Annotated in this window: 23 protein-coding genes; 12 read left to right on the top strand and 11 right to left on the bottom strand. The window is 63.3% G+C overall.

Going from position 1 to position 25,485, the window contains the following annotated elements; all coding sequences use genetic code 11:
- Positions 1-9: 9 nt before the first annotated feature.
- From VQ045_RS11090 to VQ045_RS11070, 5 genes are all read left to right on the top strand, one after another.
- Complete coding sequence (locus VQ045_RS11090; RefSeq protein WP_327623753.1) at positions 10-1,068, top strand: helix-turn-helix domain-containing protein; 1,059 nt, start codon at positions 10-12, stop codon at positions 1,066-1,068.
- Positions 1,069-1,112: 44 nt separating this feature from the next.
- Complete coding sequence (locus tag VQ045_RS11085) at positions 1,113-1,994, top strand: IS1 family transposase (RefSeq protein ID WP_331830150.1); 882 nt, start codon at positions 1,113-1,115, stop codon at positions 1,992-1,994.
- Positions 1,995-2,327: 333 nt separating this feature from the next.
- Complete coding sequence (locus tag VQ045_RS11080) at positions 2,328-2,858, top strand: hypothetical protein (RefSeq protein WP_331830149.1); 531 nt, start codon at positions 2,328-2,330, stop codon at positions 2,856-2,858.
- 161 nt (positions 2,859-3,019) lie between these two features.
- Entirely contained in the window at positions 3,020-3,301 is a 282-nt protein-coding gene (locus VQ045_RS11075) for a type II toxin-antitoxin system RelE/ParE family toxin (RefSeq protein WP_327622538.1), read from the top strand.
- Between the two features lie 18 nt (positions 3,302-3,319).
- Entirely contained in the window at positions 3,320-3,613 is a 294-nt protein-coding gene (locus tag VQ045_RS11070) for a HigA family addiction module antitoxin (protein ID WP_327647572.1), read from the top strand.
- Positions 3,614-3,682: 69 nt separating this feature from the next.
- On the opposite strand, the gene VQ045_RS11065 is transcribed toward VQ045_RS11070, so the two are convergent.
- On the bottom strand, positions 3,683-4,741 hold the full coding sequence (locus tag VQ045_RS11065; RefSeq protein WP_331830148.1) for a 3-carboxy-cis,cis-muconate cycloisomerase: 1,059 nt from the start codon (positions 4,739-4,741) through the stop codon (positions 3,683-3,685).
- Entirely contained in the window at positions 4,738-5,544 is an 807-nt protein-coding gene (pcaD, locus tag VQ045_RS11060) for a 3-oxoadipate enol-lactonase (protein ID WP_331830147.1), read from the bottom strand. The genes VQ045_RS11065 and pcaD overlap by 4 nt, the downstream gene beginning before the upstream one ends.
- Positions 5,545-5,712: 168 nt before the next feature.
- Here pcaD and VQ045_RS11055 point away from each other — a divergent pair, with 168 nt between their 5' ends.
- Positions 5,713-6,663: a carbohydrate kinase family protein gene (locus VQ045_RS11055; RefSeq protein WP_331830146.1), complete on the top strand. Its 951-nt coding sequence runs from the start codon at positions 5,713-5,715 to the stop codon at positions 6,661-6,663.
- A 130-nt stretch (positions 6,664-6,793) separates the two neighbouring features.
- On the opposite strand, the gene VQ045_RS11050 is transcribed toward VQ045_RS11055, so the two are convergent.
- Positions 6,794-7,579 carry an outer membrane protein gene (locus tag VQ045_RS11050; protein WP_327622543.1) on the bottom strand — a complete coding sequence of 262 codons (786 nt, stop codon included), beginning with the start codon at positions 7,577-7,579 and terminating at the stop codon, positions 6,794-6,796.
- A 736-nt stretch (positions 7,580-8,315) separates the two neighbouring features.
- On the opposite strand from VQ045_RS11050, the gene VQ045_RS11045 reads away from it, so the two are divergent.
- Entirely contained in the window at positions 8,316-8,759 is a 444-nt protein-coding gene (locus VQ045_RS11045; protein ID WP_331830145.1) for a c-type cytochrome, read from the top strand.
- Positions 8,760-8,964: 205 nt separating this feature from the next.
- Here VQ045_RS11045 and VQ045_RS11040 read toward each other — a convergent pair whose 3' ends face one another.
- Positions 8,965-9,876 (bottom strand): class I fructose-bisphosphate aldolase, encoded by a 912-nt coding sequence (locus tag VQ045_RS11040; protein WP_327622545.1) that lies wholly within the window; start codon positions 9,874-9,876, stop codon positions 8,965-8,967.
- 311 nt (positions 9,877-10,187) lie between these two features.
- On the opposite strand from VQ045_RS11040, the gene VQ045_RS11035 reads away from it, so the two are divergent.
- Positions 10,188-10,562, top strand: coding sequence for a hypothetical protein (locus tag VQ045_RS11035; protein ID WP_331830144.1), 375 nt, complete (start codon positions 10,188-10,190; stop codon positions 10,560-10,562).
- A 1,167-nt stretch (positions 10,563-11,729) separates the two neighbouring features.
- Positions 11,730-13,226: a methyl-accepting chemotaxis protein gene (locus VQ045_RS11030; RefSeq protein WP_331830143.1), complete on the top strand. Its 1,497-nt coding sequence runs from the start codon at positions 11,730-11,732 to the stop codon at positions 13,224-13,226.
- A 117-nt stretch (positions 13,227-13,343) separates the two neighbouring features.
- Here the strand turns inward: VQ045_RS11030 and VQ045_RS11025 are convergent, their stop codons facing one another.
- The 5 genes from VQ045_RS11025 to VQ045_RS11005 all read right to left on the bottom strand — a co-directional run bounded on the left by VQ045_RS11025 (position 13,344) and on the right by VQ045_RS11005 (position 19,716).
- Complete coding sequence (locus VQ045_RS11025) at positions 13,344-13,880, bottom strand: sarcosine oxidase subunit gamma (protein WP_442873041.1); 537 nt, start codon at positions 13,878-13,880, stop codon at positions 13,344-13,346.
- A 145-nt stretch (positions 13,881-14,025) separates the two neighbouring features.
- Complete coding sequence (locus VQ045_RS11020) at positions 14,026-17,007, bottom strand: sarcosine oxidase subunit alpha family protein (protein WP_331830142.1); 2,982 nt, start codon at positions 17,005-17,007, stop codon at positions 14,026-14,028.
- Positions 17,004-17,294, bottom strand: coding sequence for a sarcosine oxidase subunit delta (locus VQ045_RS11015; RefSeq protein ID WP_327622550.1), 291 nt, complete (start codon positions 17,292-17,294; stop codon positions 17,004-17,006). The genes VQ045_RS11020 and VQ045_RS11015 overlap by 4 nt, the downstream gene beginning before the upstream one ends.
- Positions 17,295-17,311: 17 nt before the next feature.
- Positions 17,312-18,565 carry a sarcosine oxidase subunit beta family protein gene (locus VQ045_RS11010; protein ID WP_331830141.1) on the bottom strand — a complete coding sequence of 418 codons (1,254 nt, stop codon included), beginning with the start codon at positions 18,563-18,565 and terminating at the stop codon, positions 17,312-17,314.
- 242 nt (positions 18,566-18,807) lie between these two features.
- A complete protein-coding gene (locus VQ045_RS11005) occupies positions 18,808-19,716 on the bottom strand; it encodes a hypothetical protein (protein WP_331830140.1) in 909 nt (302 codons plus the stop codon).
- A 298-nt stretch (positions 19,717-20,014) separates the two neighbouring features.
- Between VQ045_RS11005 and rpsU the strand changes: the two genes are divergently transcribed.
- Both rpsU and VQ045_RS10995 read left to right on the top strand, forming a co-directional pair.
- Positions 20,015-20,239 carry a 30S ribosomal protein S21 gene (rpsU, locus tag VQ045_RS11000; RefSeq protein ID WP_327622661.1) on the top strand — a complete coding sequence of 75 codons (225 nt, stop codon included), beginning with the start codon at positions 20,015-20,017 and terminating at the stop codon, positions 20,237-20,239.
- 199 nt (positions 20,240-20,438) lie between these two features.
- Entirely contained in the window at positions 20,439-21,353 is a 915-nt protein-coding gene (locus VQ045_RS10995) for a tetratricopeptide repeat protein (protein ID WP_442879852.1), read from the top strand.
- A gap of 50 nt (positions 21,354-21,403) precedes the next feature.
- Here VQ045_RS10995 and VQ045_RS10990 read toward each other — a convergent pair whose 3' ends face one another.
- Positions 21,404-23,206 (bottom strand): hypothetical protein, encoded by a 1,803-nt coding sequence (locus tag VQ045_RS10990; protein WP_331830139.1) that lies wholly within the window; start codon positions 23,204-23,206, stop codon positions 21,404-21,406.
- A 227-nt stretch (positions 23,207-23,433) separates the two neighbouring features.
- Between VQ045_RS10990 and VQ045_RS10985 the strand changes: the two genes are divergently transcribed.
- Positions 23,434-23,964, top strand: a complete 531-nt coding sequence (locus VQ045_RS10985) for a DUF992 domain-containing protein (RefSeq protein WP_331830138.1) — start codon at positions 23,434-23,436, stop codon at positions 23,962-23,964.
- Positions 23,965-24,078: 114 nt separating this feature from the next.
- On the opposite strand, the gene VQ045_RS10980 is transcribed toward VQ045_RS10985, so the two are convergent.
- On the bottom strand, positions 24,079-25,479 hold the full coding sequence (locus VQ045_RS10980) for an NAD(P)(+) transhydrogenase (Re/Si-specific) subunit beta (RefSeq protein WP_331830137.1): 1,401 nt from the start codon (positions 25,477-25,479) through the stop codon (positions 24,079-24,081).
- Positions 25,480-25,485: the final 6 nt, after the last annotated feature.

Below are 25,485 nucleotides of genomic sequence, written 5' to 3'. Positions count from 1 at the left end.
GGACAAAGAATGAGCCTCGCCCGTAAACGGCGGCGGCTCACCAGTAGAGGATTCGCCCAACTGATCGGTATGTCCCCGGTCACAGTCACTCGCCTTGAGGGCGAGAAAAACGAACCTTCGTCCGAAACGGTCGACGCGATCGCGGCTACTCTCCGCTTTCCACGAGATTTCTTTTTCGGGAACGATATTGATGAAGTCACCAAGGACGCGGCCAGCTTTCGTAGCCTGACGACCATGACCGCTCGTGAGCGTGATGCGGCACTTGCGTCGGGTTCTTTTGCATATCTGCTCTCCGACTACATCTCTGAGAGATTCAACTTACCAGAGCCAACCCTGATCGACTTGGCACACGAGCGTAACCCAGCAGCGGCAGCGCGAACGATCCGTGAAGTTTGGGGGTTGGGCGAGCAGCCGATCAGCAATATGATCAAGCTGCTGGAGGCAAAAGGAGTTCGTGTCTTTTCTCTCGCGGAGAACACCAAGAACGTGGACGCCTTTTCCTGCTGGCGAAATGACGTTCCCTACATATTCCTGAACACATTTAAGTCGGCCGAGCGGAGCCGGCTCGACGCAGCGCATGAGCTGGCGCACCTAGTTTTGCATCGGCATGGCGGGCCGCAGCAGGGGCGGGAAGCAGAAATCGAGGCCAACAGTTTCGCGTCTTCGTTTTTGATGCCCGAATCTGACATCAGGTCTCGCTTGCCTTCGGTAGCAAGGCTTGATGATCTCTTAAACCCGAAGAAACGCTGGGGTGTATCAACGGCAGCGCTTGCCTATCGACTGCACAAAATGGGGATACTCAGCGATTGGCAGTATCGCACATTCTGCATTCAAATGAATGAGCGAAACTACCGAAATAAAGAGCCAAATACTTTGCCACGCGAAGAGTCAGTAGTTTGGAAAGAGGTATTTAGAGCGCTTTGGAGCGAGAAGATACCAAAACATCGGATTGCTGCCGACCTTCACCTCCCATCTGAGGAACTTGAGAACCTTGTGTTTGGGTTGACCAGCGACCCATTACCACCGGCAAGGCAAGCAGGCCGCCCAGAGCTGCGTGAAATCAGTTGAATTCCATGCTGGACACTAAGCATAAAAGTTCACATATTAGGGGCATGAACAAGCTGCCCCTCAAAACCCGCGTCCAAATCCTCAACATGCTGTGCGAGGGATCGTCCATGCGTTCGATCTCTCGCGTCTGCGACGTGTCCATCAACACGGTGTCAAAGCTGCTTGTGGACGCGGGCAAATTCGCCGCGACCTTCCATGACGAGAAGGTCCGGGGTGTCACCGCCTCGCGTATCCAGTGCGACGAGATTTGGTCCTTCACCTATGCCAAGGCGAAGAACGTCCGCACGGCAAAGTCAGCCCCGGAAGAGGCTGGCGACACTTGGACGTGGACGGCGCTCGACGCGGATAGCAAGCTGATCGTCTCCTACCTCGTTGGCGGTCGTGACAGCGAATATGCAATGGCGTTCATGGACGATCTTCGCGACCGTCTCGCCAATCGCGTCCAACTCACCACTGACGGCCATCGGGCGTACCTTGAGGCGGTCGAGGGGGCATTCGGTGCCGATGTTGATTATGCGATGCTGGTGAAGCTGTACGGCAAGGCGCCGGAAGGACCGCAACGCCGCTACAGCCCTGCCGAGTGCATCGGAGCGCGCAAGGACCGGATCGAAGGCGATCCCGACATTGCCCACGTCAGCACCTCCTATGTGGAACGGCAGAACCTCACCATGCGGATGCAAATGCGCCGGTTCACGCGGCTGACGAACGCCTTCTCGAAAAAGTTCGAGAACCACATGCACATGGTTTCGCTCTACACCGTCTGGTACAATTTCATCCGCATTCACAAGACGCTGAAAATGTCGCCGGCGATGGCGGCTGGCATTTCCGATACACTGTGGTCGATGACAGACTTTGCTGAGGCGATGGACGCAGTTGCGCCAAGGCCAGGGCCGCGAGGGGCTTACAAAAAGCGGCAAACCGCCTAGCGGTCGCTTCAGCCTTCGTACACCATTCGTTTACCTCTTTTGCGGTAGGAACCGATTTGTGTTGACAGATGTTAACAGCCATACCATCTTGAGTGCGGCCAGTGAGTAGGCCGCGACACTCGAAGAAAGAGGTCGAGGACGCTGTTGCTTACGCCGAATCTCTAGGTTGGACGTGTCGCGAAATGGGCCATTGGGGTCGATTATTCTGTGCGCATGCCGACAGGGATGGCTGTCAGATAGGCGTAAATGGAACACCCAAGAGCCCCGGCAATCATGCAAAGCAGATTGTACGGGCTGTGGACCGTTGTCCGCACAGAGTAGAGGAGCGCGATGATGAAGACGTTTGAATTCAGCGTTATCGCATCTGGGTTGGACCCATCTGCGGATAATTTTGAAGCACGATTCTATGACAATGGCTGCGATGACGCGCTGGTCTCCTTCCAGAAGGGGCATATCATCATAGATTTTGCACGTGAGGCCGAGACGATCGCGTTGGCCATATCTTCAGCCGTTGAAGAGGTTGTTTTGGCTGGCGCGCATGTCGACAGAGTTGAGCCGGACCCGCTTGTCAGCTTGTCCGACATAGCCGCACGATCTGACATGACCCGAGCATCAATGACGCAATACTCAAAGGGTCAACGGGGGAAGGATTTTCCTGCGCCGGTGGCGCGGGTCACTTCTGAAAGCCCGCTCTGGGAATGGGCGGTCGTTGCACGCTGGCTTTTCGCCAATAGAAGGCTGTCCAAGGACATCGCAATTGAGGCTGAAGTCGTTAGGCAGGCCAACGTCGCGCTGCAACGCAATGAGGTTCATATAGAGCCTATGCTGAGCAAGTGCGCTGCTGAATACGAAGCCGCTATTTAAGCGCGATATCAGGTCCGCAAGCGAGTAAGAATGATATGGTCGGCTTCTAAAGGGTCGGCCATATCTTTTATGTCGCGCCAATTTCAAACTGAGACACTACCATCATTTGAGACTATTTGACAAGTGACAATTGTCGGCGCACACTGCCGACCCATGCACGGATGATTGCCAGCTTTCGACACAAAGGACTCCGACGCTTTTACGAGACCGGCGATGCGCGCGGCGTTCAGGCCGATCAGGTCAGACGCATTCGCCGCGTCCTGTTCGCGCTTGATCATGCCACCTCGCCGGAAACCTTCGAAGGTCTGCCGGGAATGCGTCTGCATCCTCTCAAGGGCCAGCTTGCCGGATTTTGGAGCGTGAGCGTGTCCGGCAATTGGCGGATCGTGTTTCGGTTCGACGACAGCCGGCCCGTCGATCTCGATTATCTGGATTACCACTGACGACTGGAGAAACTGACCTTGCCCCTCTACGACCCGCCCCACCCCGGCGAAATGGTGCGCGAGGAGTGCCTTGCGCCGCTCGGCCTGAGCGTCACGGAGGCTGCCCGCGTGCTCGGCGTCACTCGGCAGGCGTTGAATAACGTCGTCAACGAGAAAGCCGGGATCAGCCCTGAAATGGCGATCCGGCTCGAAAAGGCGTTTGGAGGCGAGGCCGATTTCTGGTTGCGGCTGCAAACCGCGTTCGATCTGGCGCAGGTCCGGCGACGGGAAGGCAGCATTGCCGTCGACCGCTATGTCCCGGAAAGCGCATAGCCGATTCAGCCACGCCTTACAGAAGGCTTCCGGGCGTTTCCAACCATCCGCTCCGTCAAACGCCCATCTTCATTCCTCCCTTAGCGACAGCCGCCCGAGCAAGTCCTCCGCCGTCCGCGTCGCCGCCCCCGCGGCCAGGGCCATCTGCGGCAACAGCATCCATTCCAGCGTCCAGGCCGCGCCGGAGCGCTCGTTCTCATGCACCAACGCATGGTGCAGGCCGGAGACCAGCGTCGCGTTGAAGCGCGCCAGCGTCACCAGCACCTCCGCGCCGACCGGGTTCTGCTTATGCGGCATCGCCGATGAGCCGCCGCCGCCGGAAAGCGCCAGTTCCCCGACCTCGCTCTGCAGCGCCAGCGCCGCATCCTGCCCGAACTTGCCGAGCGCCCCGGTGATCAGCGACAGCCAGTGACCGAACTCGGCGATTCCGTCGCGTTCCGAATGCAGCGAAGCTGCGGCTGGCCAGAGGCCGAGCGCGTCCGCCACCCGCTGGACGATCGCCTCGCCCTTGTCGCCGAAATCCGCGCGGTCGCCGACGGCGCCGCCGAGCCGCAGGGCAAAGGCGCGCGGCGCGATCTCCTCGCGGCGTAGCCGACAGCGCACCAGCGGATCGGCCCAGGAGGCGAGCTTGCGCGAAAAAGGCGTCGGCCGCGCCGCCTGCATTCGGGTGTGCGCCATCACCTCGCGGTCGCCGGCCTCGATCCCCCATTGCGCGAAGGCATCGACCAGCGCTTCCAGCCGCCGGTCGAGCACCAACGACACCGCTTGCATGCGCATCGCCATCGCCGCGTCGATCGCATCCTGACTGGTCGCGCCCTTGTGCAAGCCGGCGGCAGCGGCCGGGTCGAGCCCGGCGCGCAATTGCTGAAGCAACGCGGGTACGACGACGCCATCCCGCGCCGTTCCCACGGCAAGGGCTGCGAGATCCGGGGAAAATTCGTGCGTCCAGGCGCGAATCGCGGTGGCCGCTGCCGGCGCGATCAATCCCTCCGCCGCCTCGGCCTCGGCGAGCGCGACCTCGAAGGCCAGCATCGCCTCGAGCTCCGCCGCCGCAGTGAAATAGGAATCGAGTTCCTCGTCGCCGAGCAGCGCGCCCAGAAACGAATGGGAGAAGACCGAGGCCGTCACCGGCCGGTCGCCGTGCTGAATACTTCCGCGGCAAAATCCGCGATCAGACCCGCCGTAACCTCCGGCTGCTCGATGCAGGGCAGATGACCGGCGTCCTTGACGATCTCGAAGCGCGAACCGGCAATCAGATCGGCGGTCGAGCGCATCAGATCCGGCGGGGTCGAGCCGTCCTGATCGCCGACGACGCACAGCACCGGCAGATCGATCTTCGCCGTCGCCTCAGTGTAATCGGCGTCACGCAATGCGGCGCTGCTGCCGAGATAGCCGGGCAGCGGAGTGCGCAAAAGCATGTTCGAATAGCCGACGAAATCGGGATTGGGCGGGCGTCGGAATTGCGGCGTAAACCAGCGCTCGAGGATATGTTCGGAAATCGACCCGATTCCGTCCTTCTCGATCGCGGCGATGCGTTGGTCCCACAGTTCGGTCGTGCCGATTCGGTGCGCCGTATCCATCAGCACCAGTCCCTTGGCAAGAAGGGGATGGCGATGGGCAAGGCCTTGCGCGATCATGCCGCCGATCGACAGGCCGATGACGAGCGGGTTCGTCACGCCGAGATGGTCGATCAGGCCTTTCAGGTCGTCGACATGGGTGTCCATGGCGTAGGGCGCGGGCGTCGCCTCCGACAGGCCATGGCCGCGCTTGTCGTAGCGCACGATCCGACACGCTCCGGCGAGGCGCTCGACAACCGCGTCCCAGATTCGGAAATCGGTGCCCAGCGAGTTGGCGAAGACCAGCGTCGGCCCGTCCGCGTTTCCCTCGACCCGATGGTGGATGACGATGCCGTTGACGCGCTGAAATGGCATGGATGCGGTTTCCTCCCCGATTGGACGCCATCGATCATAGGCGGCAGCGCGCGCTATGAAAGGGTCGCGGTAGCTTTGTGCAAAGTGCGGCGCCATCTTCCCCGCTTCGGCCTTTCCTGATAGCGGCATTTGAAACCGAACGCTGGATATGGTCCGGGAGATTTCGCCATGTTTCTCAGTTGCGGCGACGCGCTGTTCGATCTGTTCGCCGAACCCGACGCGGATGTGGCGAAGATCGCCCTGTCCGGGCGTGTCGGCGGATCGCCGCTGAACGTCGCGCTGGGCCTGGCGCGCCTCGGCCATCCGGCCGGCTTCTTCACCAAGGTCTCGAGCGATCTCTTCGGAACGCGCATCCGCGGCTTCATGGCGCGCGAAAATATCGACCAGCGCTTCCTCATTCCGACCGACCGGAACACGACGCTGGCGATGGTCTCGCTCGGCGCCGACGGCTCGCCGGCCTATATCTTCTATATCGACGGAACCGCCGACCGTTCGATCGAGCCCGCCGAAGTCCCGGCGACATTTCCGGACGACCTCGAGACGATCCATCTGGCCTCCTACTCCACCGTGACCGAGCCGACCGCCTCGGCGCTGGCCCATCTCGTGCGGCAGGAATCGGCCCGGCGGTTCATCTCCTACGATCCCAATATTCGCGCCTCGATCGAACCCGATCTCGACATCTGGCGGCAAAAGGTCGCCGAACTGGTGCCTTTCGCGGCCTTGGTGAAAGCGAGCGAAGAAGACCTTGATCTCCTCTATCCTGGCCGAACCCTCGATGCCGTGATCGACGATTGGGTTGCCGCGGGCGCGGAGATGGCCGTGGTGACCCGCGGCGAGCGCGGCGCGATCGCCGCGACAAGCTCGGGCGTCAAAGCCTCGGTCGGCGGACGACAGATCATCGTCGCCGACACGGTCGGCGCCGGCGACACGTTTCAGGCGGCGCTCCTGGCCGGCCTGAAGGAACGCGGTCAACTCTCTCGCGCGGCGCTCAAGGCCGCCGACCAAGCCGGCATCGAGGAATTGCTGCGCTTCGCCGTCGACGCCGCCGCAGTGACCTGCTCGCGCCGCGGCGCCGACCTGCCGCGGCGCGCCGATCTGGATCTTCCGCCGCTCGCCTGAAAGCGTTTCTCGCGCGGCCTCAACTTTCAAGGCAGTTCTCGGAAACCAAAAAAGCCCGCCGGATCCTGTGATCCGACGGGCTTTTGTCTGTAGGGCCGGGCGCTTGACGCGCCCGGCCGAAGGCAGTGCCTTAGTTGAAGCGATAGGACGCCTTCGCCCAGATCGTGTGGAAGTCGAGATCGTTGTCGTTCGACTCCGAGGTGAAGTTCACCGTGTTGGTACCGTTGGTCCCGGTGATCGTCTGATCGTTCGAGCCGAGATTGGTGTAGAGGTACTCGACGCCGAACGAGATGTTCTGGGTGGCCATCACGTCGACACCGCCGCCGACCGCATAACCGACATCCGCGTCGTCGCCATCCTGCGTAAACGTATAGCCGGTGAAGGCGCCGCCGCTCGGCGCAGTCATCGTATTGTCGACGCCGGCATAGGCGAGACCGCCCGTACCATAGAGCAGGACGCTGTCCATGGCGTAGCCGAGACGAGCGCGAACCGTACCGAGATAGTTGATCTCGCTATTGGACGTGAAGGTCGAGCCGCCCGGCGTGGTATAGGACCGGTTGGTCTCCGCATCGATGTAGTTGATGTCGGCGACCGCGCCGATGACGAAGTTGTTCGGCATCTGGTAGTCGTAGCCGATATGCGCGCCGCCGATGAAGCCGGCGTTGTTGTCGTCACCGTTAAAAGTGCCGTTGCCGAAAACACCGGTGTTGTTGGTGTCGAAGCGCGCGCCATCGTCATCGCCACTGAAGGCGACGCCAGCCTGGCCACCGATGTAGAGGCCGGTCCACGTGCTAGTCGTAGCGACCTGCTCGATCATCATCGGTGCCGGCGCAGGGGCTTCCTCATAGACCGGGTCGGCGGCGAGCGCCGGGGTGACGAACGCCGTCGAGGCGAGAAGCAATGCAAAGCGTTTCATAACTGTACTCCATTCTGTCGCAGTCGCGACTCTCTTCCCGACGCCACGTCCGCGTGGCGCCCGGATTTCCCGACCCGGCTGGCGGGTTCGGGAGTTGATATGGTCCGTCTCCGTGCCGGAAAAATGGCAGGAATAGGTTCTCCTCCGTCGTGTTGCCGATCCGCAACGCGAATTCCGATCGGGCCCGACGTCGTGAATTATTCGTAACCTTCGGTCGTTGATTTCCTCTTAAAATCGATGGTTTACGCCAAGTTCGGCCTGACCTGGGGCGCTTAACAAACATGGCAAAGTTGTGCCGGATAGAATTCCTAGCGAATAGACGCGCGGGTTACCCGAAGGAAATCGAATTGCGCCTTGTCACGATCTGAAGCCCCGAATGCCGACGTATGAATCCCTCGTCAGTCCGCTCGCATCGCGCAATGGCAGCAGCCGAAAAATTCCATTTATACTGACAGACGGCGCGGACCGGGCGTGTTGCAATCCTTCGCAACGACAATGAATATTGAATTCTGCGGAGAAAGAACGCTGCGGCCCCGCCTCACCCGATATATAATTCATCCCGTCAACCCGCGTTAATTACGGCTCACATTTGCGTTAGCCGCGCGTGATCACCGCCGGCCCCGAAACCGCACGCACCGCCGCGGCCACACACGCGCCGCCCCTTTCAAATGATTGCTATTGTGCGGCGCGCCTTTATATTCCCGCTAAGAAGAGCACAGCACTGCATGGAGGACTTATGCGTAATCTGATTTTGGCCGCTGGCACGATCTTGACGCTGACCATGGCGTCGGGAGCGACGGCCCAGACCGTCGGCGACGCGGACGCCGGCAAGAAGGTCTTCAACAAATGCCGAGCGTGTCACGCCGTCGGCGAAGACGCGAAAAACAAGATCGGTCCAGAGTTGAACGGCGTCATTGGCGAGAAGCCGGGCATGATCGAAGGCTACAAATTTTCCTCCAGCTTCGAGGAGTGGGCCGCCGACAAGACAGTCTGGGACGAGGCATTGATGACGGAATGGCTCGCCGACCCCCGCGCCGTCGTCAAAGGTACCAAGATGGCGTTTCCCGGGCTGAAAAAGCCGGAAGACCTCGCCAACGTTATCGCCTATCTCGCCGGCTTCGACGAAGAGGGCAAGGACCGCGATCCGGCCGAAGCGCTCGCTGCTGCGGCCGCGCAATAGGCTTTCGACGCCATTCTCGCACCAATCGAATATGACGGCCGCCCANAAGGACCGCGATCCGGCCGAAGCGCTCGCTGCTGCGGCCGCGCAATAGGCTTTCGACGCCATTCTCGCACCAATCGAATATGACGGCCGCCCAAGGGCGGCCGTTGTCGTTTCAACCCGGCGTCCGCTCTACGCCGGGCCGAAGCGTTGTCGCCATCGATCAGGCGTAGACGTCCATTACCTGGTTCAGCAGTGCGATCGCCTCTTCCTTGCTGCGCTGGAACGAATTGCGGCCGATGATCGATCCGTTGCCGCCGCCGTCCCGGATGGCGCGGACCTCGTCCAGGAGCTCGTCGGTGTTCTTCGCCGCGCCGCCGGAAAAGACGACGATTCGTTTGCCCGCAAAGGCTGCCTGCATGATGTGGCGGACGCGGTCGGCGGCGGCTTCCCGCGGGATGGCGTGCTTCTCGTAGATCGGCTTCGCCGCGTCGAGGTCGATATGGGCGGTCGGCAGTTTCACCTTGATGATGGTCGCGCCCATCAATGCTGCCATATGCGCCGCATAGGCGATGATATCGAAGCCGGTTTCACCCTCCTTGGAAACCTTGCCCCCACGCGGATAGGACCAGACGACGGTCATCAGCCCGCGCGACTTCGCCTCGAGACTGATCTCACGCAGTTCCTCCATCATGTCGTAGGAGTGGTCGGATCCCGGATAGATGGTGAACCCGACGCCGACGCAGCCCAGCCGCATCGCGTCTTCGACCTTGCCGGTCAGCGCCTGGTCGCTGCCACCAACGAGGGAATTGCCGCTGTTGAGCTTGAGAATCAACGGCACTTCGCCGGCGAACGTGTCGGCGCCCTGCTCCAGAAGCCCGAGCGGCGCGGCATAGCCCGAGACGCCGGAATCGATCGCCAGTTCGTAAAGATAATGCGGGTCGTACGCGACCGGGTTGGGGGCGAAGCTGCGCGCCGGTCCGTGCTCGAAGCCCTGATCGACCGGCAGGATCACCACCCGTCCGGTCCCCGCCAGCCGGCCATGCATCAGGAGCCGTGAAAGATTGCTCTTCAGGCCCGGGGTTTCGCCCTCGTACCAGGACAGGATGTTCCGGACGGTATCTGTTCTCAGCATTCACTTGCTCCTTTGCCTCGCCGGCGGGCATCAAGAGCCTCGCCGCTTCCCATGGCTTTCTTCTGGGGCCCCGGCGCGGCGCCGTCCAGATGCATGACGGCGCCCGCGCATATTAAAATCGGTTGAAGGACCCCGCGGTGCGCGATCATGCCTTTATCCGCATCCGTTCTGCGTGGCCGTCACTCAGTTTTGCCGAGCCTTTACTCAATTGAACCAATCGTCGGTTTCCGCGTTTCCTCAAGGTGGAGGTAATCACTATGACACGCGGTGTTTCGGCATTCCCATCGCCATTCGGGGTCGATTCAGACTTGATGTTCGCCGGAATCGGCGTTGCGCAGCGTTCTCTTACGCCCGGCCATCCGGACGCCTCCGCCGCTCCCCGAGCGCGGGCCAAGCTGGCTTTCCCTGTACACCCTCGAATGCGCAGGTCAGGGCAAAAGGCAGCGGCTCAACAACGGACGGCCACCCCGTTCATTCACCACACCCCGTTCCGCCTAGGGCCGGCCGAATGGGTCCCGCAAACCGTCAAGCTCGGTCGTCGTGGTTTCCACCTGCGATCTCGTCCAGCCGATGAGGCCGGTTTGGAAGATGACGGCGTGCGTCAGAGCGAGAGCATCCTCATTCCGACCGTGATCGTCGGCGTCATTCTCGCATCGGCGAGCTATTTCTTCAATTTTATCGGCTGATCGCAGGTCGGCGCGTGCCATCCGCAGGCCCGAGGGGTGCAGGCATACTCCTGGTGCCCGGCGCACGGTGATAGCCGTGAAAAGTGGCCATCACGAAGGCCAGTGCGGTTGATCTGTTGTTTCAGGTCGGCGGTGACGGACCGAATCAACTTTCCCCCTCAAAGCGTATGCCGCTCGCGATGCGCGGTCTCTGTTGCATGCTTTCGGCCGCGATTTGCGTGGCCTGGCGCAAGGGGATTTCCCTGCGACATCTTGCCGCCGCGTAAGGAGTCCGATGACGGCATGGAAACCGCCATCGGCCCGTGCTTACCGTTCATTCGGGGAGCCTTTCCCTGCGAAAGGGGCGACTCTCCGCTTCAGGATTTACCTAATTGTCATTTAGTATAAGCGTCACATTGAAATATAATGAAAATAAATTATTGAGGCGACAGTCGGTATTTCTCCAAAAATAACGGATTGGTAACCAATATCTCTGATGTTCCGGCTCCATCGAACGGTGTCGCTACCGACCCCTTCCCTAAGGGTGCCCTAGCTTCGCGCCGATCGATTGAAATGAGGAAAAGCATCCGGACTATGTCGCCCCTTATGCGGCGCTTTCTCCCTACGCCCTCCTCGCGACATGAGTCTCATCTGGCGCACGATGCGCCCAGGTGAGTTAAATTTAGGAACTCGGCGCAATCGTTCCGATGGCGCCAAGAAATAAGAAATCCCGCATTTCGAGGGGCGCAGGCTATGTTGAAAAGTATCAAGAACAAGATGACTCTGCTGGGAGTCTTGGTTTTCCTTCTTGTGTCCGGAACGGCCGCGACCGGTTTCTGGATGACGGGGCAGCTCCGCGATGGGCTGGAAGAGACACTAAGGTCGTCCCAAGTCCTGCGGAACCATATGCAGGCGGACATGATGCATGACGCGCTGCGATCGGACGTCCTTGCATCTGTTCTCGCCGCGGATCCATCGGCGAATATCGACTTGGAAACGGTAAAGGCAGACGTTGCCGAGCATACCGGAATCTTTTACCAGGCTATCGCTGAAAACGGCGAGCTCGCGCAGGATCCGGAAATTCGCAAGAGTTTGGACGACGTCAAAGTGCCTATGGAGGAATATACGGCTCTCGCCGTCGACTTAACCACACTGGCCGCGAGGAATCCCACGGCAGCGATGTCGAGAATGGGCGTATTCCAGGAGCAGTTCTCGATCCTTGAGAGTGCGATGGCGCACGTCGCGGAAGTAATTGAATCGGAGGCCGTTGCGGCATCGCAACGGGCGACAGCCAGTGCGGCGATCGGACGTAATTTAATGGGTACGGCGGTCGGTATTGGAACGTTGTTCGCCTTGGGTCTGACATTCTTTGCCCGGCGCTCGGTCGTCACGCCGATCCAGGAATTGGCCAGCGACATGCAGCAGCTGGTCGAGGGCCGGACGGACGTTTCGCTCAAGGGCGCCAATCGCAAAGACGAGCTCGGCGAGATTGGGCGCGGCGTGCTTGCCTTCCAGGAAGTCGTGACAGCACGGGCGCGCCGTGACGCAGACGAGGCCGAGGAGCGCCGTCGGCAGGAGATGGACAGCGCAGAGCGGGAGACGGCGACCCGGCTCGAACAGTCCAAGGCGCAAAGTTTCGTGGTCGAGAACCTGTCGCATGGGTTGGAGAATCTTTCTCAAGGAGATCTCACGGTCCGACTGGATCGCTCGTTCGCACCGGAATTCGAGCCCATTCGCATCAAGTTCAACGACAGCGTCGGCAAGCTGGAAGGCGCGATCGGCAATGTGGTGACATCGATCGGATCGATCCGGTCGGGCCTTTCGGAGATCAACACGGCCTCGAACGATCTGGCGCAGCGCACCGAGCAGCAGGCGGCGAACCTGGAAGAGACGGTTGCGGCGCTGGGCGAAGTGACGACGGCGGTGAACGAGACGGCCGACGGCGCCGGCAAGGCGCAGACGGCGGCCAGTACCGCCCGCGGCAAAGCCCAGAAGGGCGGCGAGATCGTCGGCCAGGCGGTCGCGGCAATGAGCCAGATCGAAAAGTCCTCCGAGCAGATCAACCAGATCATCGGCGTGATCGACGAGATCGCCTTCCAGACCAACCTTCTGGCGCTGAACGCCGGTGTCGAGGCGGCGCGGGCCGGCGAGGCCGGCAAGGGCTTTGCGGTGGTCGCCCAGGAAGTGCGCGGGCTGGCTCAGCGCTCGGCCGAAGCGGCGAAAGAGATCAAGACGCTGATCGCGACCTCGCGCAGCCAGGTGGAGAGCGGCGTCGAGCTGGTCACCGCGTCTGGCAAGTCGCTGGACGAGATCGTCGCCGAGGTGAGTTCAATGGCCGAGCTGATCGCGACGATCGCGGTGAGCGCCAAGGAACAGGCGACGAGCCTCAGGGAAGTCTCCGGCGCGGCCGATCAGATGGACAAGGTGACGCAGCAGAACGCGGCGATGGTGGAAGAGGCGACGGCTGCGAGCCAGACCCTGACCAACGAGACCGAGGAACTGGCGAGCGCGATGGCGCAGTTCAAGACCGGCTCGGCCGGCCAGACCTCGCGGTCGCGTTCCAATCCTGCCCAATCTGGCCGTTCCGCCACGCCATCGCGCGGCGTGCCGCAGATGAAGACCACCGGAACGGGCGGTGCCGCCCGTGCCCCCAAGGCCGAATCCGACAGCTGGGAGGAGTTCTGACCCCAGCCAAGACGGGTCACCTCAAGCCAAACGCTTGACCGTCAGCGACAACGCCGCGTGTTCGTCAGAACGCGCGGCGTTTCCATATCCTGGACCCGCCCCGTGCTGCCATCGCGATCAAACCGCCGGCGAACCCGCCGCCTCGGCCAGAAATGTCCAGGCGTAATCGGAGAAGCTTCGCCAGCATTCGATCTCGAAGCGCTGCTCACCGGTCCGCCACAGGACGATCTCCGTCTTCGAGAGGATCGTCCGGCTCGCCGCCCCGACCGGAAAACTGCCAAGCCGAATGTCCTGCGGGCAGCCCGCCGCGATCACCGCCTCCGCCGCCGGTCCTTCGACCGCGATTGCGACATTGCGGTGCGACACGTCGACAACCGAGATGCCGGCGACGTCTGCAAGCCTTGCCGGCAACGGTTCGACCTCTGCCGCGTCAACGTCGGCGAGCACCAGCCACTCGTCGGGACCGAGCCAGAGCGCCGAAAGGCCGTTCGCGGTCGCGGTCGTCTTCGGACGGCTGGGAAGCGCCACGCCGAGCCTGGCTTCCACCGCCTTTAGCGATTGCGCGTCGGCGCGCAGGCTGAGGCGTTGGCGCGGGGCGATCGGCGTCAGCGTCACGCCCGGCCCGCTCGCATAGCGCCCGTCCAGCGGCGACATGCGCTGCAGGCTCGGCGAGGTGGTCACAGCGGCGGACGCTGCCGTCGCGGCAGTGGGCGGCGCGGTTTTCCTGGCCGCAGCCTTGGTCGGCTTTTTCGCCTTCGATGCCACGCCAATCGGTGTTTTCTTCGATGCCGTCTTGCGCTCAGCCATGCAGCCGCTCCCCTTCCGGATCGAAGAACACCGTGTCCGTCACCTCGACGGCGATCGTCTCTTTCGGCATCGGAACATACAGCGTGCGGCCGATCAGGTTGCGGCCGTCCTTGACCAGCGCCAGCGCGATCGAACGTCCCATCGCGTCGGAGTGATAGGCCGAGGTGACATGGCCGAGCATGGTCATCGGCACGGCCTCGTTCGGATCGGCGACGATCTGCGCGCCTTCCTCCAGAACGGTCAGCGGGTTCGCGGTCTTGAGGCCGACGAGTTGTTTGCGGCCGGGGGCCAGGAGATCGGACCGCTCCAGCCCGCGCTTGCCGACGAAGCCCGTCTTCTTCTTCGACACCGCCCAGGCGAGCCCCGCGTCGGCCGGCGTCACCGTGCCGTCGGTCTCCTGGCCGACGATGATATAGCCCTTTTCAGCTCTGAGAACGTGCATGGCCTCGGTGCCGTAGGGCTCAGCGCCAAGGCTGCGGCCATGCTCGCGCAGCCTGTCCCAGACCGCGCGGCCATAATCGGCCGGCACGTTGATCTCGTAGCCAGCCTCTCCGGTGAATGAGACGCGGAACAGCCGGCAGGCAACGCCCATGACGGTGCATTCGGCCACCGACATGTGCTTGAAGGCGTCCGGCGAAATATCCAACCCCTCGACGAAGGGCGCGACGGTCTCCCGCGCTTTCGGCCCCTGCACGGCGATCACCGCCCATTGCTCGGTGACCGAGGTCGTCCAGACTTTCAGATCCGGGAACTCGGTCTGCCGGTAGTCCTCCATCAGCTCAAGCACGCGCGGCGCGCCGCCGGTCGTGGTGGTCACGTGATAACGGTCCTCGCCGATCCTGGCGACGATGCCGTCGTCGATGATGAAGCCGGCCTCGTTCAGCATGATCGCATAGCGGCACTTGCCGATGGCCAGGCTTGCCAGCGGCGTCGCATAGATCACGTCGAGGAACTTCGCCGCGTCCGGCCCGACCACCTCGATCTTGCCCAGGGTGGAAGCGTCGAAGAGGCCCGCCGCCTCGCGCACCGTCCGGCATTCGCGGCCGACGGCGGCGTGCATGTCGGCGCCTTTCGGAAAATACCACGCCCGCTTCCAGAGGCTGACGTCCTCGAACACCGCTCCTTCGGCCTCGGCGCTGTCGTGGATCGGCGTCTTCCGGGTCGGATCGAACAGCGGCCCCTTGGCGAAGCCGGCGATGGTGCCGAACGTGACCGGCGTGAACGGCGCGCGAAAGGTGGTCAACCCGACCTCTGGCATCGGACGGCTCAGTGCTTCGGCGGCAACGCCGATGCCATGAATGTTCGACGTCTTGCCCTGGTCGGTCGCCATGCCGGTGGTGGTGAAGCGCTTGATATGCTCGACCGAGTGGAAGCCCTCGGCCACGGCGAAACGGATGTCCTTGGCCGTCACGTCGTTCTGGAAGTCGATGAAGGCCTTGACGAATTTTCCCGCGCCGGCGGCGGGCGTCGCCCCCGCCATACCGCCGCCGAAGGGCGCGGCCCCCGCGACCGCGACCGCTGCGGCTTTGCCGGCCTTGCCGGTCGCCGCGACGCGGCCTGCGTTGCGGGCCGAACCGATCGTCTTCGCCAGATCGAAGTCGCCCGCCGCCGCGCCGACGCTGACGCACTCCTCGGCCGGCTCCGCCGGGACATAGGCCTGGAGCGCCGGATCGAAGGCGAGCTTGCCGCGCGATTGGGAGAACAGATGCACCGAGGGCGTATAGCCGCCGGACATCAGCAGCGCGTCGCAATCGAAGCGACGATTGTCCTGGCCCGAGCGCAGCTCCTCGACAGTGAAGCCCGTAATGCGCCTGGTGCCGCGCACGGTCTTGACCTCGTAGCCTTCGAGAACCTCGATCCCGAGCGCCCGTGCCTCGGCGGTGATGTCGGCGGGCGGTTCGGCCCGCAAATCGACGATGACCGGAACGGCGACGCCCGCCCGTTTCAGGTCGATCGCCGCCGCATAGGCCGCGTCATGGGCAGTGAAGACCGCAACGCGGCGGCCCGGCGCAACGCCGAAATGGTTGAGATAGAGCCGCGCCGCGCCGGCCAGCATGATGCCCGGCCGGTCGTTATCGGGAAACACCAGCGGCCGCTCGATCGAGCCGGTCGCGAGCACCACCTTTTTCGCCCGCACCTGCCACAGCCGCTCGCGCGGCAGCGCCGGGTCGGGCTCGGCAAGATGCTCCGTGACCTGCTCGGCCAACACCAGCATGTTGTGGTTGTAATAGCCGAAGGCCGTCGTGCGCGGCATCAAGCGGACATTGGTCATGCCCGCGAGCCGGGCGACGACGCCGTCGACCCAGTCCATCGCGGCGACGCCATCGATGGTCGTACTGCTTTCCGCCTTCAGCCAGCCGCCAAAGCTCGCCCCTTCGTCGCAGAGGAGCACGCTGGCGCCCGCCTCGCCCGCCGCCAGCGCAGCGGCGAGCCCCGCCGGGCCGCCGCCCGCGACGAGCACGTCGACATGGGCGAAGCGGTTGGCGTAGTGCTCGGGGTCGGGTTTCGTCGGCGCGCGCCCGAGGCCGGCAGCGGCCCGGATATACGGTTCATAGAACCGATGCCAAAAGGCCTTCGGCCACATGAAGGTCTTGTAGTAGAAGCCGGCGGTCAGGAAGCGCGAGAATATCCCGTTGGCGCAGCCGATGTCGAAGCCGAGCGAAGGCCAGCGGTTTTGGCTGATAGCTTCGAGCCCGTCATAGAGCGGCTGCATGGTCGCGCGGATATTGGGCTGGCGGCGGGCGTCGTCGCGGCAAATCTCGACCAGCGCGTTCGGCTCTTCCGGACCGGAACCCAGGATGCCGCGCGGCCGATGATATTTGAACGAGCGACCGGTGAGATGCACGCCGTTGGCGAGGAGTGCCGAGGCAAGCGTGTCGCCCTCCAGCCCCACATAGCGTTGGCCGTCGAAGCGGAATTGGATGCGGCGAGCGCTGTTGAGGCGGCCGTGCTCGGGAAGCCGGAAGCGGCTCATCGTCCACCCTCCCCGACATCGGGCTTCGGCGCGCCGGCTTCGTAGAAAGCGAGGAATTTGTCCGACACCGAATGGCGCGCGGCGTTGAAGAAGCGCCCGCAGCCATGGATGTGGCGCCAGCGTTCGAAGACGACGCCGCGATTATTCGTACGCAGGTAGAGCGCCTCGGCGACGGCGCGTCCCGGTTTCCCGTCTGCGGCCGGTCGCGCGATATGCGCTTCGCCGGCGTGGCGGAACTCGAGCTCTGGTCGGTTTTCCTGGCAATAGGGGCAATGGATCAGCAGCATGGAAACGATCCCTGCGGTCAGTGCGCGACGGCGGCGGCTGCCGCCTCGTCGATGAAGCGGCCTGTCTCGAAGCGGTCGAGGCTGAAGGCGGCGTTGATCCTGTGCGGCTCGTCGCGAGCGATGGTGTGGGCGAAGACGTGGCCGGAACCGGGCGTCGCCTTGAAGCCGCCGGTACCCCAGCCGCAATTGACGTAGAGCCCTTTTACCGGCGTCTTCGACAGGATCGGCGAGCGGTCGGGCGTCACGTCGACGATGCCGCCCCAGGAACGCAGCATGCGCATGCGGCGGAACATCGGAAACATCTCCGAAATCGCGTCCACCGTATGGTTGAGGATGTGCAGGCTGCCGGTCTGCGAATAGGACGGATACTGGTCAGTGCCGGCGCCGATGACGAGTTCGCCCTTGTCCGATTGGGAGACATAGGCGTGGACGGTGTTCGACATGACCACGCAGGGAAAGCAGGGCTTGACCGGTTCCGACACCAGCGCCTGCAGCGGAAAGCTCTCGATCGGCATCCGGACGCCGGCCATGTCCATGACCACCGAGGTGTTGCCGGCCGCGACGACGCCGATCTTCCTTGCGCCGATGAAGCCGCGTGTGGTCTCGACGCCGGCCACGGATCCGTCGGCGCTACGCCTTATGCCGGTGACGGCGGTATTCTGGATGACGTGGACACCGCGCGCCGACGCCGCCCGTGCATAGCCCCAGGCGACAGCATCATGGCGAGCGGTGCCGCCGCGCCGCTGCAGCGCGCCGCCCACCACCGGGTAGCGCGTGTCCCTCGAGATATTCAGCGGCGGGCAGTACGCCTTGCACTCTTCCGGCGTCAGCCACTCGTTGTCGACGCCGTTCAACCGGTTGGAGTGGACATGGCGCTTGGCGACCTGCACGTCGTGGACATTGTGCGACAGCATCAGGACGCCGCGCGGGGAAAACATGACGTTGTAGTTGAGGTCCTGGCTCAGCCCTTCCCACAGCTTGACCGCATGGTCGTACATGGCGGCCGACTCGTCGTAGAGATAATTGGAGCGGATGATCGTGGTGTTGCGGCCGGTATTGCCGCCGCCGAGCCAGCCCTTCTCGATCACCGCGATATCGGTGATGCCGTGTTCCTTGGCGAGATAGTAGGCAGTGGCGAGGCCGTGGCCGCCGGCCCCGACGATGACGACCTCGTATTGGCGGCGCGGCTCGGGCGATGCCCACTGCTCACCCCAACCGGAATGGCCGCGCATCGCCTCGCGCGCAATGGCAAAGGCCGAAAATTTCCGCATCTTTCGCCTCGCGTCCTAAAACCTGGCGTCATTCGACGACGGCTCGCTCTGATGTAGCGCTCCGCCGCCGCCTCCGGCAACCCGCCCCGACCCTGGACCTTCAGCGGTCATCGCGTCTTCATCGATGTTTACCGAGGATGGGGCGTCACCATGCTCGAATCGCGACAACCGGTGACGCACAGTCGAAGCAGGTACGGCACACTGCGCCCGCCTGCTTCGACCATTCAAACTGCGTTTCCGGATTAGACCCGGCTGGCGATATGCAATCCTCTTGGGCGCCCGAGGAGACCTCCGAGTGCGCCCACGATCAGACCGAGAGCCAAGGCGACGAATGCCGCGAACGAGGCGGCGGCCACTGCGCGGGCCGCCGCATCAGCGGCGACCCGGGCCTCCCGCTTGGCGCTGTCGTAAGTCTGCTGGAGTTGCTGAAGCCGCTGTTCCGCCTCTGCCAGCGGGACTCCCGCCTGTTGCGCGATGGCCCGGCTCGCGGCCTGACGCTGGTCTTGAGTCGCTTGCTCGCCAAGGCCGGTGAGAACGGTTGCGACCATTGTCGCGCTATCCGGCGCAACCGGCGTCGGCTCGACTGCGGCCGGCAGCCCCTCACCCTCTCCGGCTGGCTCGATCGTGGCCGGCGACACAGCGGCGGCACGCGGGCGCAACGCCTCCTCTGCCACGCGGTTCAACGATCTATCGGACATCGTATCAGGAGACAGCGCGGACGACGCCTGCGCCAAACCCTGGATCGAGCCACCGATCGCACCGAAGGCGGCACCGAGGACGGCCGAGGCGCCGCTGGTCAACAAAAAGACGACCAGAAGCGTCGACGTCGCCCAGGTGACAACGCCATGGAGGATCGCATCGGTTTTGGACGAGCTGCCGGCAAGTCGGCCGGCGGCATAGGCACCGACGAAGAGGCCGGTCAGCACGACGGCGACGGTCCACAGGCCGCCGACGGATGCAAACGTGTTGCCGTCGAAGCTCTCCGCTCCGTTCGGTTCGATGGTCGCGAGGCCAATGCCGAGCCCGAGCAATCCCAGCATGAATTGGATGGCGAGGGCCAACAGCGCACCGGCAATGATCGCGCCCCACGATATCCGCCTGAGGCCGTCCGTCGCGACGACCGCCGCGCGCTCCCGTCTGATCTCGTTCATGTGTTGAATAGCCTCCTGCCAGCGTCTCGCGCGACCGCACCCCGCTGCCGGGCTGCCGTCGCGCGACACCCTATCATCGAATGCGCGTGAAACCGCGCGGTCGCGGCAAGGTTCCCTTCCCCACCCGCATCGATATGCCTCACGGTCGCGGCGAGCAGCGGACCTTGCGCCCCTCCCCTGCCCCTCGACAAAGACCTTCCAGCCTGCTATGGGCCTGCCGGATTTCGCGGAATTGCTTCCAAGTTATCGATCTATTGTTCAAACTACCGCCCACCACACGTCACAAATGGAACATCCAGTGCTGGTATCTGTCCGCGACAACAACGTCGACCAGGCTCTCCGCGCCCTCAAGAAGAAAATGCAGCGCGAGGGAATCTTTCGCGAAATGAAGATGCGCAATTTCTTCGAGAAGCCTTCGGAGAAGCGCGCTCGGGAGAAGGCCGAGGCGGTTCGCCGCGCCCGCAAGCTGGCGCGCAAGCAGGCTCAGCGCGAAGGTCTGGCGAGCGGCGGCCGCAGTCACTAGGGCATCGGCGACAATAGCGGCGCGCTGCGCCATTCTTTCGGCGATTTGAGGTTGTAACGGAGGCGGTCGAGGCGCGAGTCTGCCGCCTCTTTGCGTATGGGTCAGCAAGAGTCCATAAGATCGATCCGGGCCATGCGGTCCGGGCCGGTCAGATGGCCGACGACCGGCCTGATTCGTCTCTCGAGGGAACAATTCATCGATGCTGCAGCCTCTGAGCCTTGTCACCCGTGCGTTCGCCCGCGGTCCGGTTACACGCCCCACGGCGATCGAACCGGAGGGGCGAGTCGCGCATACGACTTTGCGCACCGCTGCGGTGCTCGGCCTGATGACGGTTCTCGCTGCGTGCCAGTCGACATCGGACGGACCGGCCGTCACGGCGATCGCCCTCGATCAAAATCAGGGGCTCGACCAGAACATCGCCTCGCTGACCCAGACCGTCAGTGCCAATCCCCGCGATCCGGAAGCCCTCAACGTTCGGGGTACGGCCTATGGGCGCGCCGGCAAATACGACGCCGCGATCCAGGATTTCACGACCGCCCTCCAGCTCGACCCGAATTTCTATCAGGCCTACGCCAACCGCGCGCTCGTCTACCGCCAGACCAACCAGCCGGCGAAGGCCGTCCAGGACTACAGCGTGGCACTTCAGATCAATCCGAATTACGATTCGGCTTATATCGGACGCGGCAACGTCTACCGGGTCGCCGGCCGCAATCGTGAGGCGCTCATCGATTTCCAGCGGGCGATCGACCTGAACACCACCGACCCGCGCGCCTATCATAACCGCGGCCTTCTCTATCAGATCGACGGCCAGCACAAACAGGCGATCGAGGATTTTTCGACGGCGATTTCATTGCAGGCGACAGCGTCCGAGCCTTATTCCGGGCGCGGCGTCTCCTATCTGGCGCTCGGCGACGAGGAAAATGCCTTCGCCGATTTCAACGCGGCTCTGAAGCTCGACGACAAGAAGGCCGAGTATTGGACCAACCAGGCGCTGGTCTTCGAACGCAAAGGCGATCGTGGGCGGGCCTTAAAGTCCTATTCCCGTGCCGCGCAGCTCGATCCGAAATACCAACCGGCCAAGGACGGCATGGCGCGCACCAGAGGCGGCGCCTGAGCAGGATCGCTGACGCCGCCCCGTCCGCTCGGGGTGACTGGCCGCACGTTTTACGCGACGACCTCGGGCTGGGCGTCCGAGGCGTCGTCCGGAGGGCCGGCCAGCGGTTCGTCCAGAACCATCGCCTCTCGCAAGACTGAGACATGCTGCCTTGGATGCGGGCCGGCGGCGCGATAGGCCGGGGCGATGTCGCCGGAAACCAGTATTCCTTCAGCCTCGCAATCCCAGTAGAGCGTGTGCGTAAAGAGCCGTCCCAGCCCGGGGATCAAAGGCTTGCGCCGGCGAATCCGGACATGGCGATCACGGATCCCGAGCCCCATGCCCGGCTCGCCCGCGGCGCCCAACTCAGGCGAAATGGCGGTCGCCGGTTCGTTCTGGACCGGACCTGACACGATGTCACCCAGCAGCACCTTGGAGTGGCGGTCGTAGATATTCGTCCAGCGCGTCGCCGCGAACATGGCCGCATGATGGGGAAGGCCGGGGTACTGCTCCTCGATCTCACGCAACACATGCAGGCGGTGATCGTCCGGTCGGTAGCGGAAATCGCGTCCCTCGACGGGCAGTGGCGGCGACGTCGCGATCTGCCGCTCCTCGACGAGTCGCGCAAGGCGATCGACATCGCGGGCGAGCAGGAACTCGGCGTGGGTCAGCGGGTTACCGAGGGTTACCAGATCGCTGATACGCCAGAACAGCGGCCCCTTTCCGGGATCCACCGGAGCGCCCGGCAAAACTTTCGTCCGCTCGGCCGCCATGGCGCGCGAAACCGCGCGCTGAAAATTCCGGTAGACCGAGAGCTCGCGCTCATCGCGCAAATCCGGTTCTGTTTCGAGGAAAGCAACGAGGGCGTCGAATGCCTCGTGGACCTGCAATCCCATCGGGTGGTCCCGGTTCGGACCGGCTTCCAGCCAGAACAGCCGCAGCAGATCGTAGGCGATGATGGCCCCGAGGCTGTGGCCGACGACGACGATGCGTTCATAGCGTTCGGTCTCGGCGCCATCGTCGCCTGTCGCATCCGCGCCCTCGCCTTCCTTCGGCGTCGCCGGCGGGGCCTCGCGGTGCAGCGCTCTGAGCAGCGCCAGCCCCCGCTCGCGTATATCTCTGCGTTTTTCCACCGTGTCGGGTTCGGTTCGCACATACCGGGCGACGTCGCCAAGATAAGGCACGACGAGTTGGTGGACGAGAACACCGATCGCCGTCGACAGCACGAGCATACCGACGCTCAAGGTCAGGATGGATTGCCATGGAAGCAGAAAGGCGATGCCGGCAAAGACGAGTACGGCTGCGCCGCCGGCAAAGTGATAGGACAACTCCGTCGCCCTCGGTTCGCCGGACAGACGTCGCCACAGAAAATACAGCAACACGCCGGCCGCGAACAGCGCGACGGCGATACCAACGACCGCTGGCCACAACGGCGAGACCACCTCCGGAGCCGCCTCGGCCGGGCCCGAATCGATCAATCCGAAAAGCCCCCCGGCCGCCAGAGCGACAGCGACCAGCGTGCCGGTCCACAACCAAAGCCATGCCCACCACACATCGCGCGGCACATGATGCGGCCAGCGCAATAGCAGACCGAAGATCCAAGCCCGCAGGTGCTGCAACGTCGTGCCTTGCATGATGTCGGCCCAGTAGAACTCGTAGAAGTCCGTGCGAACGCCGTTTGCATCGGCGGGGGTCGTGATGCGGGCAAGTTCAGCGGAGCCGGTGCGCGAATCCGGCACGATCCAGAATTCGGATGTTCTGCCCGCTTCCTTCTCGTTGGAGCCTAGCACCGCCTCGACGAAGGAGCGCAGCGTCGCCATCGGACGCTGCTCGCCCATGCCATGGATGACAATGACGGCTTGGCGCTTAGCCATCGCCGGCTTCTCCGGGTCTCCATTCATCTGGGCGCCCTCGCTTATAATTCCCTTAGGTAATCATGATTTTCACCCGTCAGGCAAGCGCAGGGCACGCCGCCGCCGATTCGCAGCATCGGAGACGTCGCGCCTGCATCCTGGCTGAAAAGAAACGCGGCTGAGGGGGAACTTCGCGGCGCACCATGACTTTCTCCCCCGAAGTGGATAACCCACGAAAGGACCATCCCATGAAAACCATTTTATCCTCGCTGGCGCTTGCCGCCGCCTTCGCCACGACCCCGCTGCTTGCCTCGGGCGCATCGGCCGAGACCAAGGTCGGCGTCCTTGGCTGCAACAGCGACGGCTCGACCGGTTTCATCGTCGGCTCGACCGACAACCTGGTCTGCGAATTCACGCCCGCGGAAGGCGGCGCGCCTGAGCTCTATGCGGCGACGCTCGACAAGTTCGGCCTCGACGTCGGCGTCACCGGCCGCACCGTGATGACCTGGGCGGTCGTCTCGGCGGACGGCACCCCGTACACCCCCAACAGCCTGGCCGGCACCTATGTCGGTGCGACAGCTGACGCATCCGTCGTTGTCGGCGGCGGGGCCAGCGTTCTCGTCGGCGGCAACAACGACAGCTTTTCGCTGCAGCCGGTGAGCGTGCAGGCCCAGGAAGGCATCAACGCAGCCATCGGCGTGGCGAAGTTCACGCTCGCGCCCGCCGTTGTCGTGGCCACGCCGCCGGCCGCCGTGGTCGTCGTTCCGCAGCCGAAATAACGCGGTCGTCGCTAACGCCGCCGCAGAAACGAAAAAGGCCTGCCACACCCGGCAGGCCTTTTTCATGACAGGGAAACAGCGGGGACGATGCCCCCGGCCGATCGGCGTTGGTGGTCAGTCGGCAAGCGCCTTGACGATGTCCTCGACCATCTTCTTGGCGTCGGAGAACAGCATCATGGTGTTGTCCTTGTAGAACAACGTATTGTCGATGCCGGCATAGCCCGAAGCCAGCGAACGCTTGATGAACAGGCAGGTCTTTGCCTGATCGACGTTGAGGATCGGCATGCCGTAGATCGGCGAGGCCTTGTCGTCACGCGCCGACGGGTTGGTCACATCGTTGGCGCCGATGACGAAAGCGACGTCGGTCTGGGCGAATTCCGAATTGATGTCCTCGAGCTCGAACACGTCGTCATAGGGCACGTTGGCTTCAGCCAAGAGAACGTTCATGTGCCCCGGCATGCGGCCCGCCACCGGATGGATGGCGTATTTGACCTCGACGCCCTCGTCCTTGAGCTTGTCCACCATCTCCCGCAGCGCGTGCTGAGCCTGCGCCACCGCCATGCCATAGCCCGGCACGATGATGACCCGGCCGGCGTTCTTCATCAGATACGCCGCGTCCTCGGCCGAACCCTGCTTGACCGTGCGATCGCCGAGATCGTCGGCGCCCGCCGGCCCGCTCTCGCCGCCGAAGCCACCAAGAATGACCGAGATGAAGGACCGGTTCATCCCCTTGCACATGATGTAGGAGAGGATCGCGCCGGAAGACCCGACCAGCGCGCCGGTGATGATCAACGCCAGATTCTGCAGCGTAAAGCCGATGCCGGCTGCCGCCCAACCCGAATAGGAGTTCAGCATCGAGACGACGACGGGCATGTCGGCGCCGCCGATCGGAACGATCAGCAACACGCCAAGCGCCAGCGCGACGATGACGATGAGCCAGAACAGGACGTAGCTCTGGGTGATCGCGAAGGCCACGACCAAGGCGACCATCGCCACGCCGAGGGCGATGTTGATGAGATGGCGTTGCGGCAACATGATCGGTTTGCCGCTCATGCGTCCGTCGAGCTTCAGGAAGGCGATGATCGAGCCGGTGAAGGTGATAGCGCCGATGGCGACGCCGATCGACATTTCCACCAGTGCCTGGGCATGGATGTCGCCAACCGTGCCGATGCCGATGGCTTCCGGCGCGTAGAGCGCCGCGGCGGCGACCATCACGGCCGCCAAGCCGACGAGGCTGTGGAAGGCTGCGACGAGCTGCGGCATCGCCGTCATTGGGATGCGCTTGGCGGTCACCGCGCCGACGCCGCCGCCAATGGCGATGCCGAGGACGATCAGCACCAGCCCGCCGAAGGACGGGCCGGCCAGAAGCAGCGTGGTGAGGATGGCGATCCCCATGCCCACCATGCCGTACAGATTGCCCTGGCGGCTGGTGGTCGGGTGCGACAGGCCCCTCAGCGCCAGGATGAACAGGACGCCGGAGACGAGATAAAGGAAGGCGGCAAAATTCTCGGACATGATCTG

Source organism: Aurantimonas sp. E1-2-R+4 (assembly GCF_036549515.1).
In the GTDB taxonomy this organism is placed as follows: Bacteria; Pseudomonadota; Alphaproteobacteria; order Rhizobiales; family Rhizobiaceae; genus Aurantimonas; species Aurantimonas coralicida_A.
The sequence above is the reverse complement of the archived record's forward strand: the minus strand, read 5'-3'. Positions and strand labels throughout refer to the sequence as shown.

Bases quoted from the DNA above. Each gene is read 5' to 3' on its own strand.
- VQ045_RS11090 (WP_327623753.1), top strand. From the start codon at position 10: ATGAGCCTCGCCCGTAAACGGCGGCGGCTCACCAGTAGAGGATTCGCC.
- VQ045_RS11085 (WP_331830150.1), top strand. From the start codon at position 1,113: ATGAACAAGCTGCCCCTCAAAACCCGCGTCCAAATCCTCAACATGCTG.
- VQ045_RS11080 (WP_331830149.1), top strand. From the start codon at position 2,328: ATGAAGACGTTTGAATTCAGCGTTATCGCATCTGGGTTGGACCCATCT.
- VQ045_RS11075 (WP_327622538.1), top strand. From the start codon at position 3,020: ATGATTGCCAGCTTTCGACACAAAGGACTCCGACGCTTTTACGAGACC.
- pcaD (WP_331830147.1), bottom strand. From the start codon at position 5,544: ATGCCATTTCAGCGCGTCAACGGCATCGTCATCCACCATCGGGTCGAG.
- VQ045_RS11055 (WP_331830146.1), top strand. From the start codon at position 5,713: ATGTTTCTCAGTTGCGGCGACGCGCTGTTCGATCTGTTCGCCGAACCC.
- VQ045_RS11050 (WP_327622543.1), bottom strand. From the start codon at position 7,579: ATGAAACGCTTTGCATTGCTTCTCGCCTCGACGGCGTTCGTCACCCCG.
- VQ045_RS11045 (WP_331830145.1), top strand. From the start codon at position 8,316: ATGCGTAATCTGATTTTGGCCGCTGGCACGATCTTGACGCTGACCATG.
- VQ045_RS11040 (WP_327622545.1), bottom strand. From the start codon at position 9,876: ATGCTGAGAACAGATACCGTCCGGAACATCCTGTCCTGGTACGAGGGC.
- VQ045_RS11035 (WP_331830144.1), top strand. From the start codon at position 10,188: ATGTTCGCCGGAATCGGCGTTGCGCAGCGTTCTCTTACGCCCGGCCAT.
- VQ045_RS11030 (WP_331830143.1), top strand. From the start codon at position 11,730: ATGGGCGTATTCCAGGAGCAGTTCTCGATCCTTGAGAGTGCGATGGCG.
- VQ045_RS11025 (WP_442873041.1), bottom strand. From the start codon at position 13,880: ATGTCGCCGCTGGACGGGCGCTATGCGAGCGGGCCGGGCGTGACGCTG.
- VQ045_RS11020 (WP_331830142.1), bottom strand. From the start codon at position 17,007: ATGAGCCGCTTCCGGCTTCCCGAGCACGGCCGCCTCAACAGCGCTCGC.
- VQ045_RS11015 (WP_327622550.1), bottom strand. From the start codon at position 17,294: ATGCTGCTGATCCATTGCCCCTATTGCCAGGAAAACCGACCAGAGCTC.
- VQ045_RS11010 (WP_331830141.1), bottom strand. From the start codon at position 18,565: ATGCGGAAATTTTCGGCCTTTGCCATTGCGCGCGAGGCGATGCGCGGC.
- VQ045_RS11005 (WP_331830140.1), bottom strand. From the start codon at position 19,716: ATGAACGAGATCAGACGGGAGCGCGCGGCGGTCGTCGCGACGGACGGC.
- VQ045_RS10995 (WP_442879852.1), top strand. From the start codon at position 20,439: ATGCTGCAGCCTCTGAGCCTTGTCACCCGTGCGTTCGCCCGCGGTCCG.
- VQ045_RS10990 (WP_331830139.1), bottom strand. From the start codon at position 23,206: ATGGCTAAGCGCCAAGCCGTCATTGTCATCCATGGCATGGGCGAGCAG.
- VQ045_RS10985 (WP_331830138.1), top strand. From the start codon at position 23,434: ATGAAAACCATTTTATCCTCGCTGGCGCTTGCCGCCGCCTTCGCCACG.
- VQ045_RS10980 (WP_331830137.1), bottom strand. From the start codon at position 25,479: ATGTCCGAGAATTTTGCCGCCTTCCTTTATCTCGTCTCCGGCGTCCTG.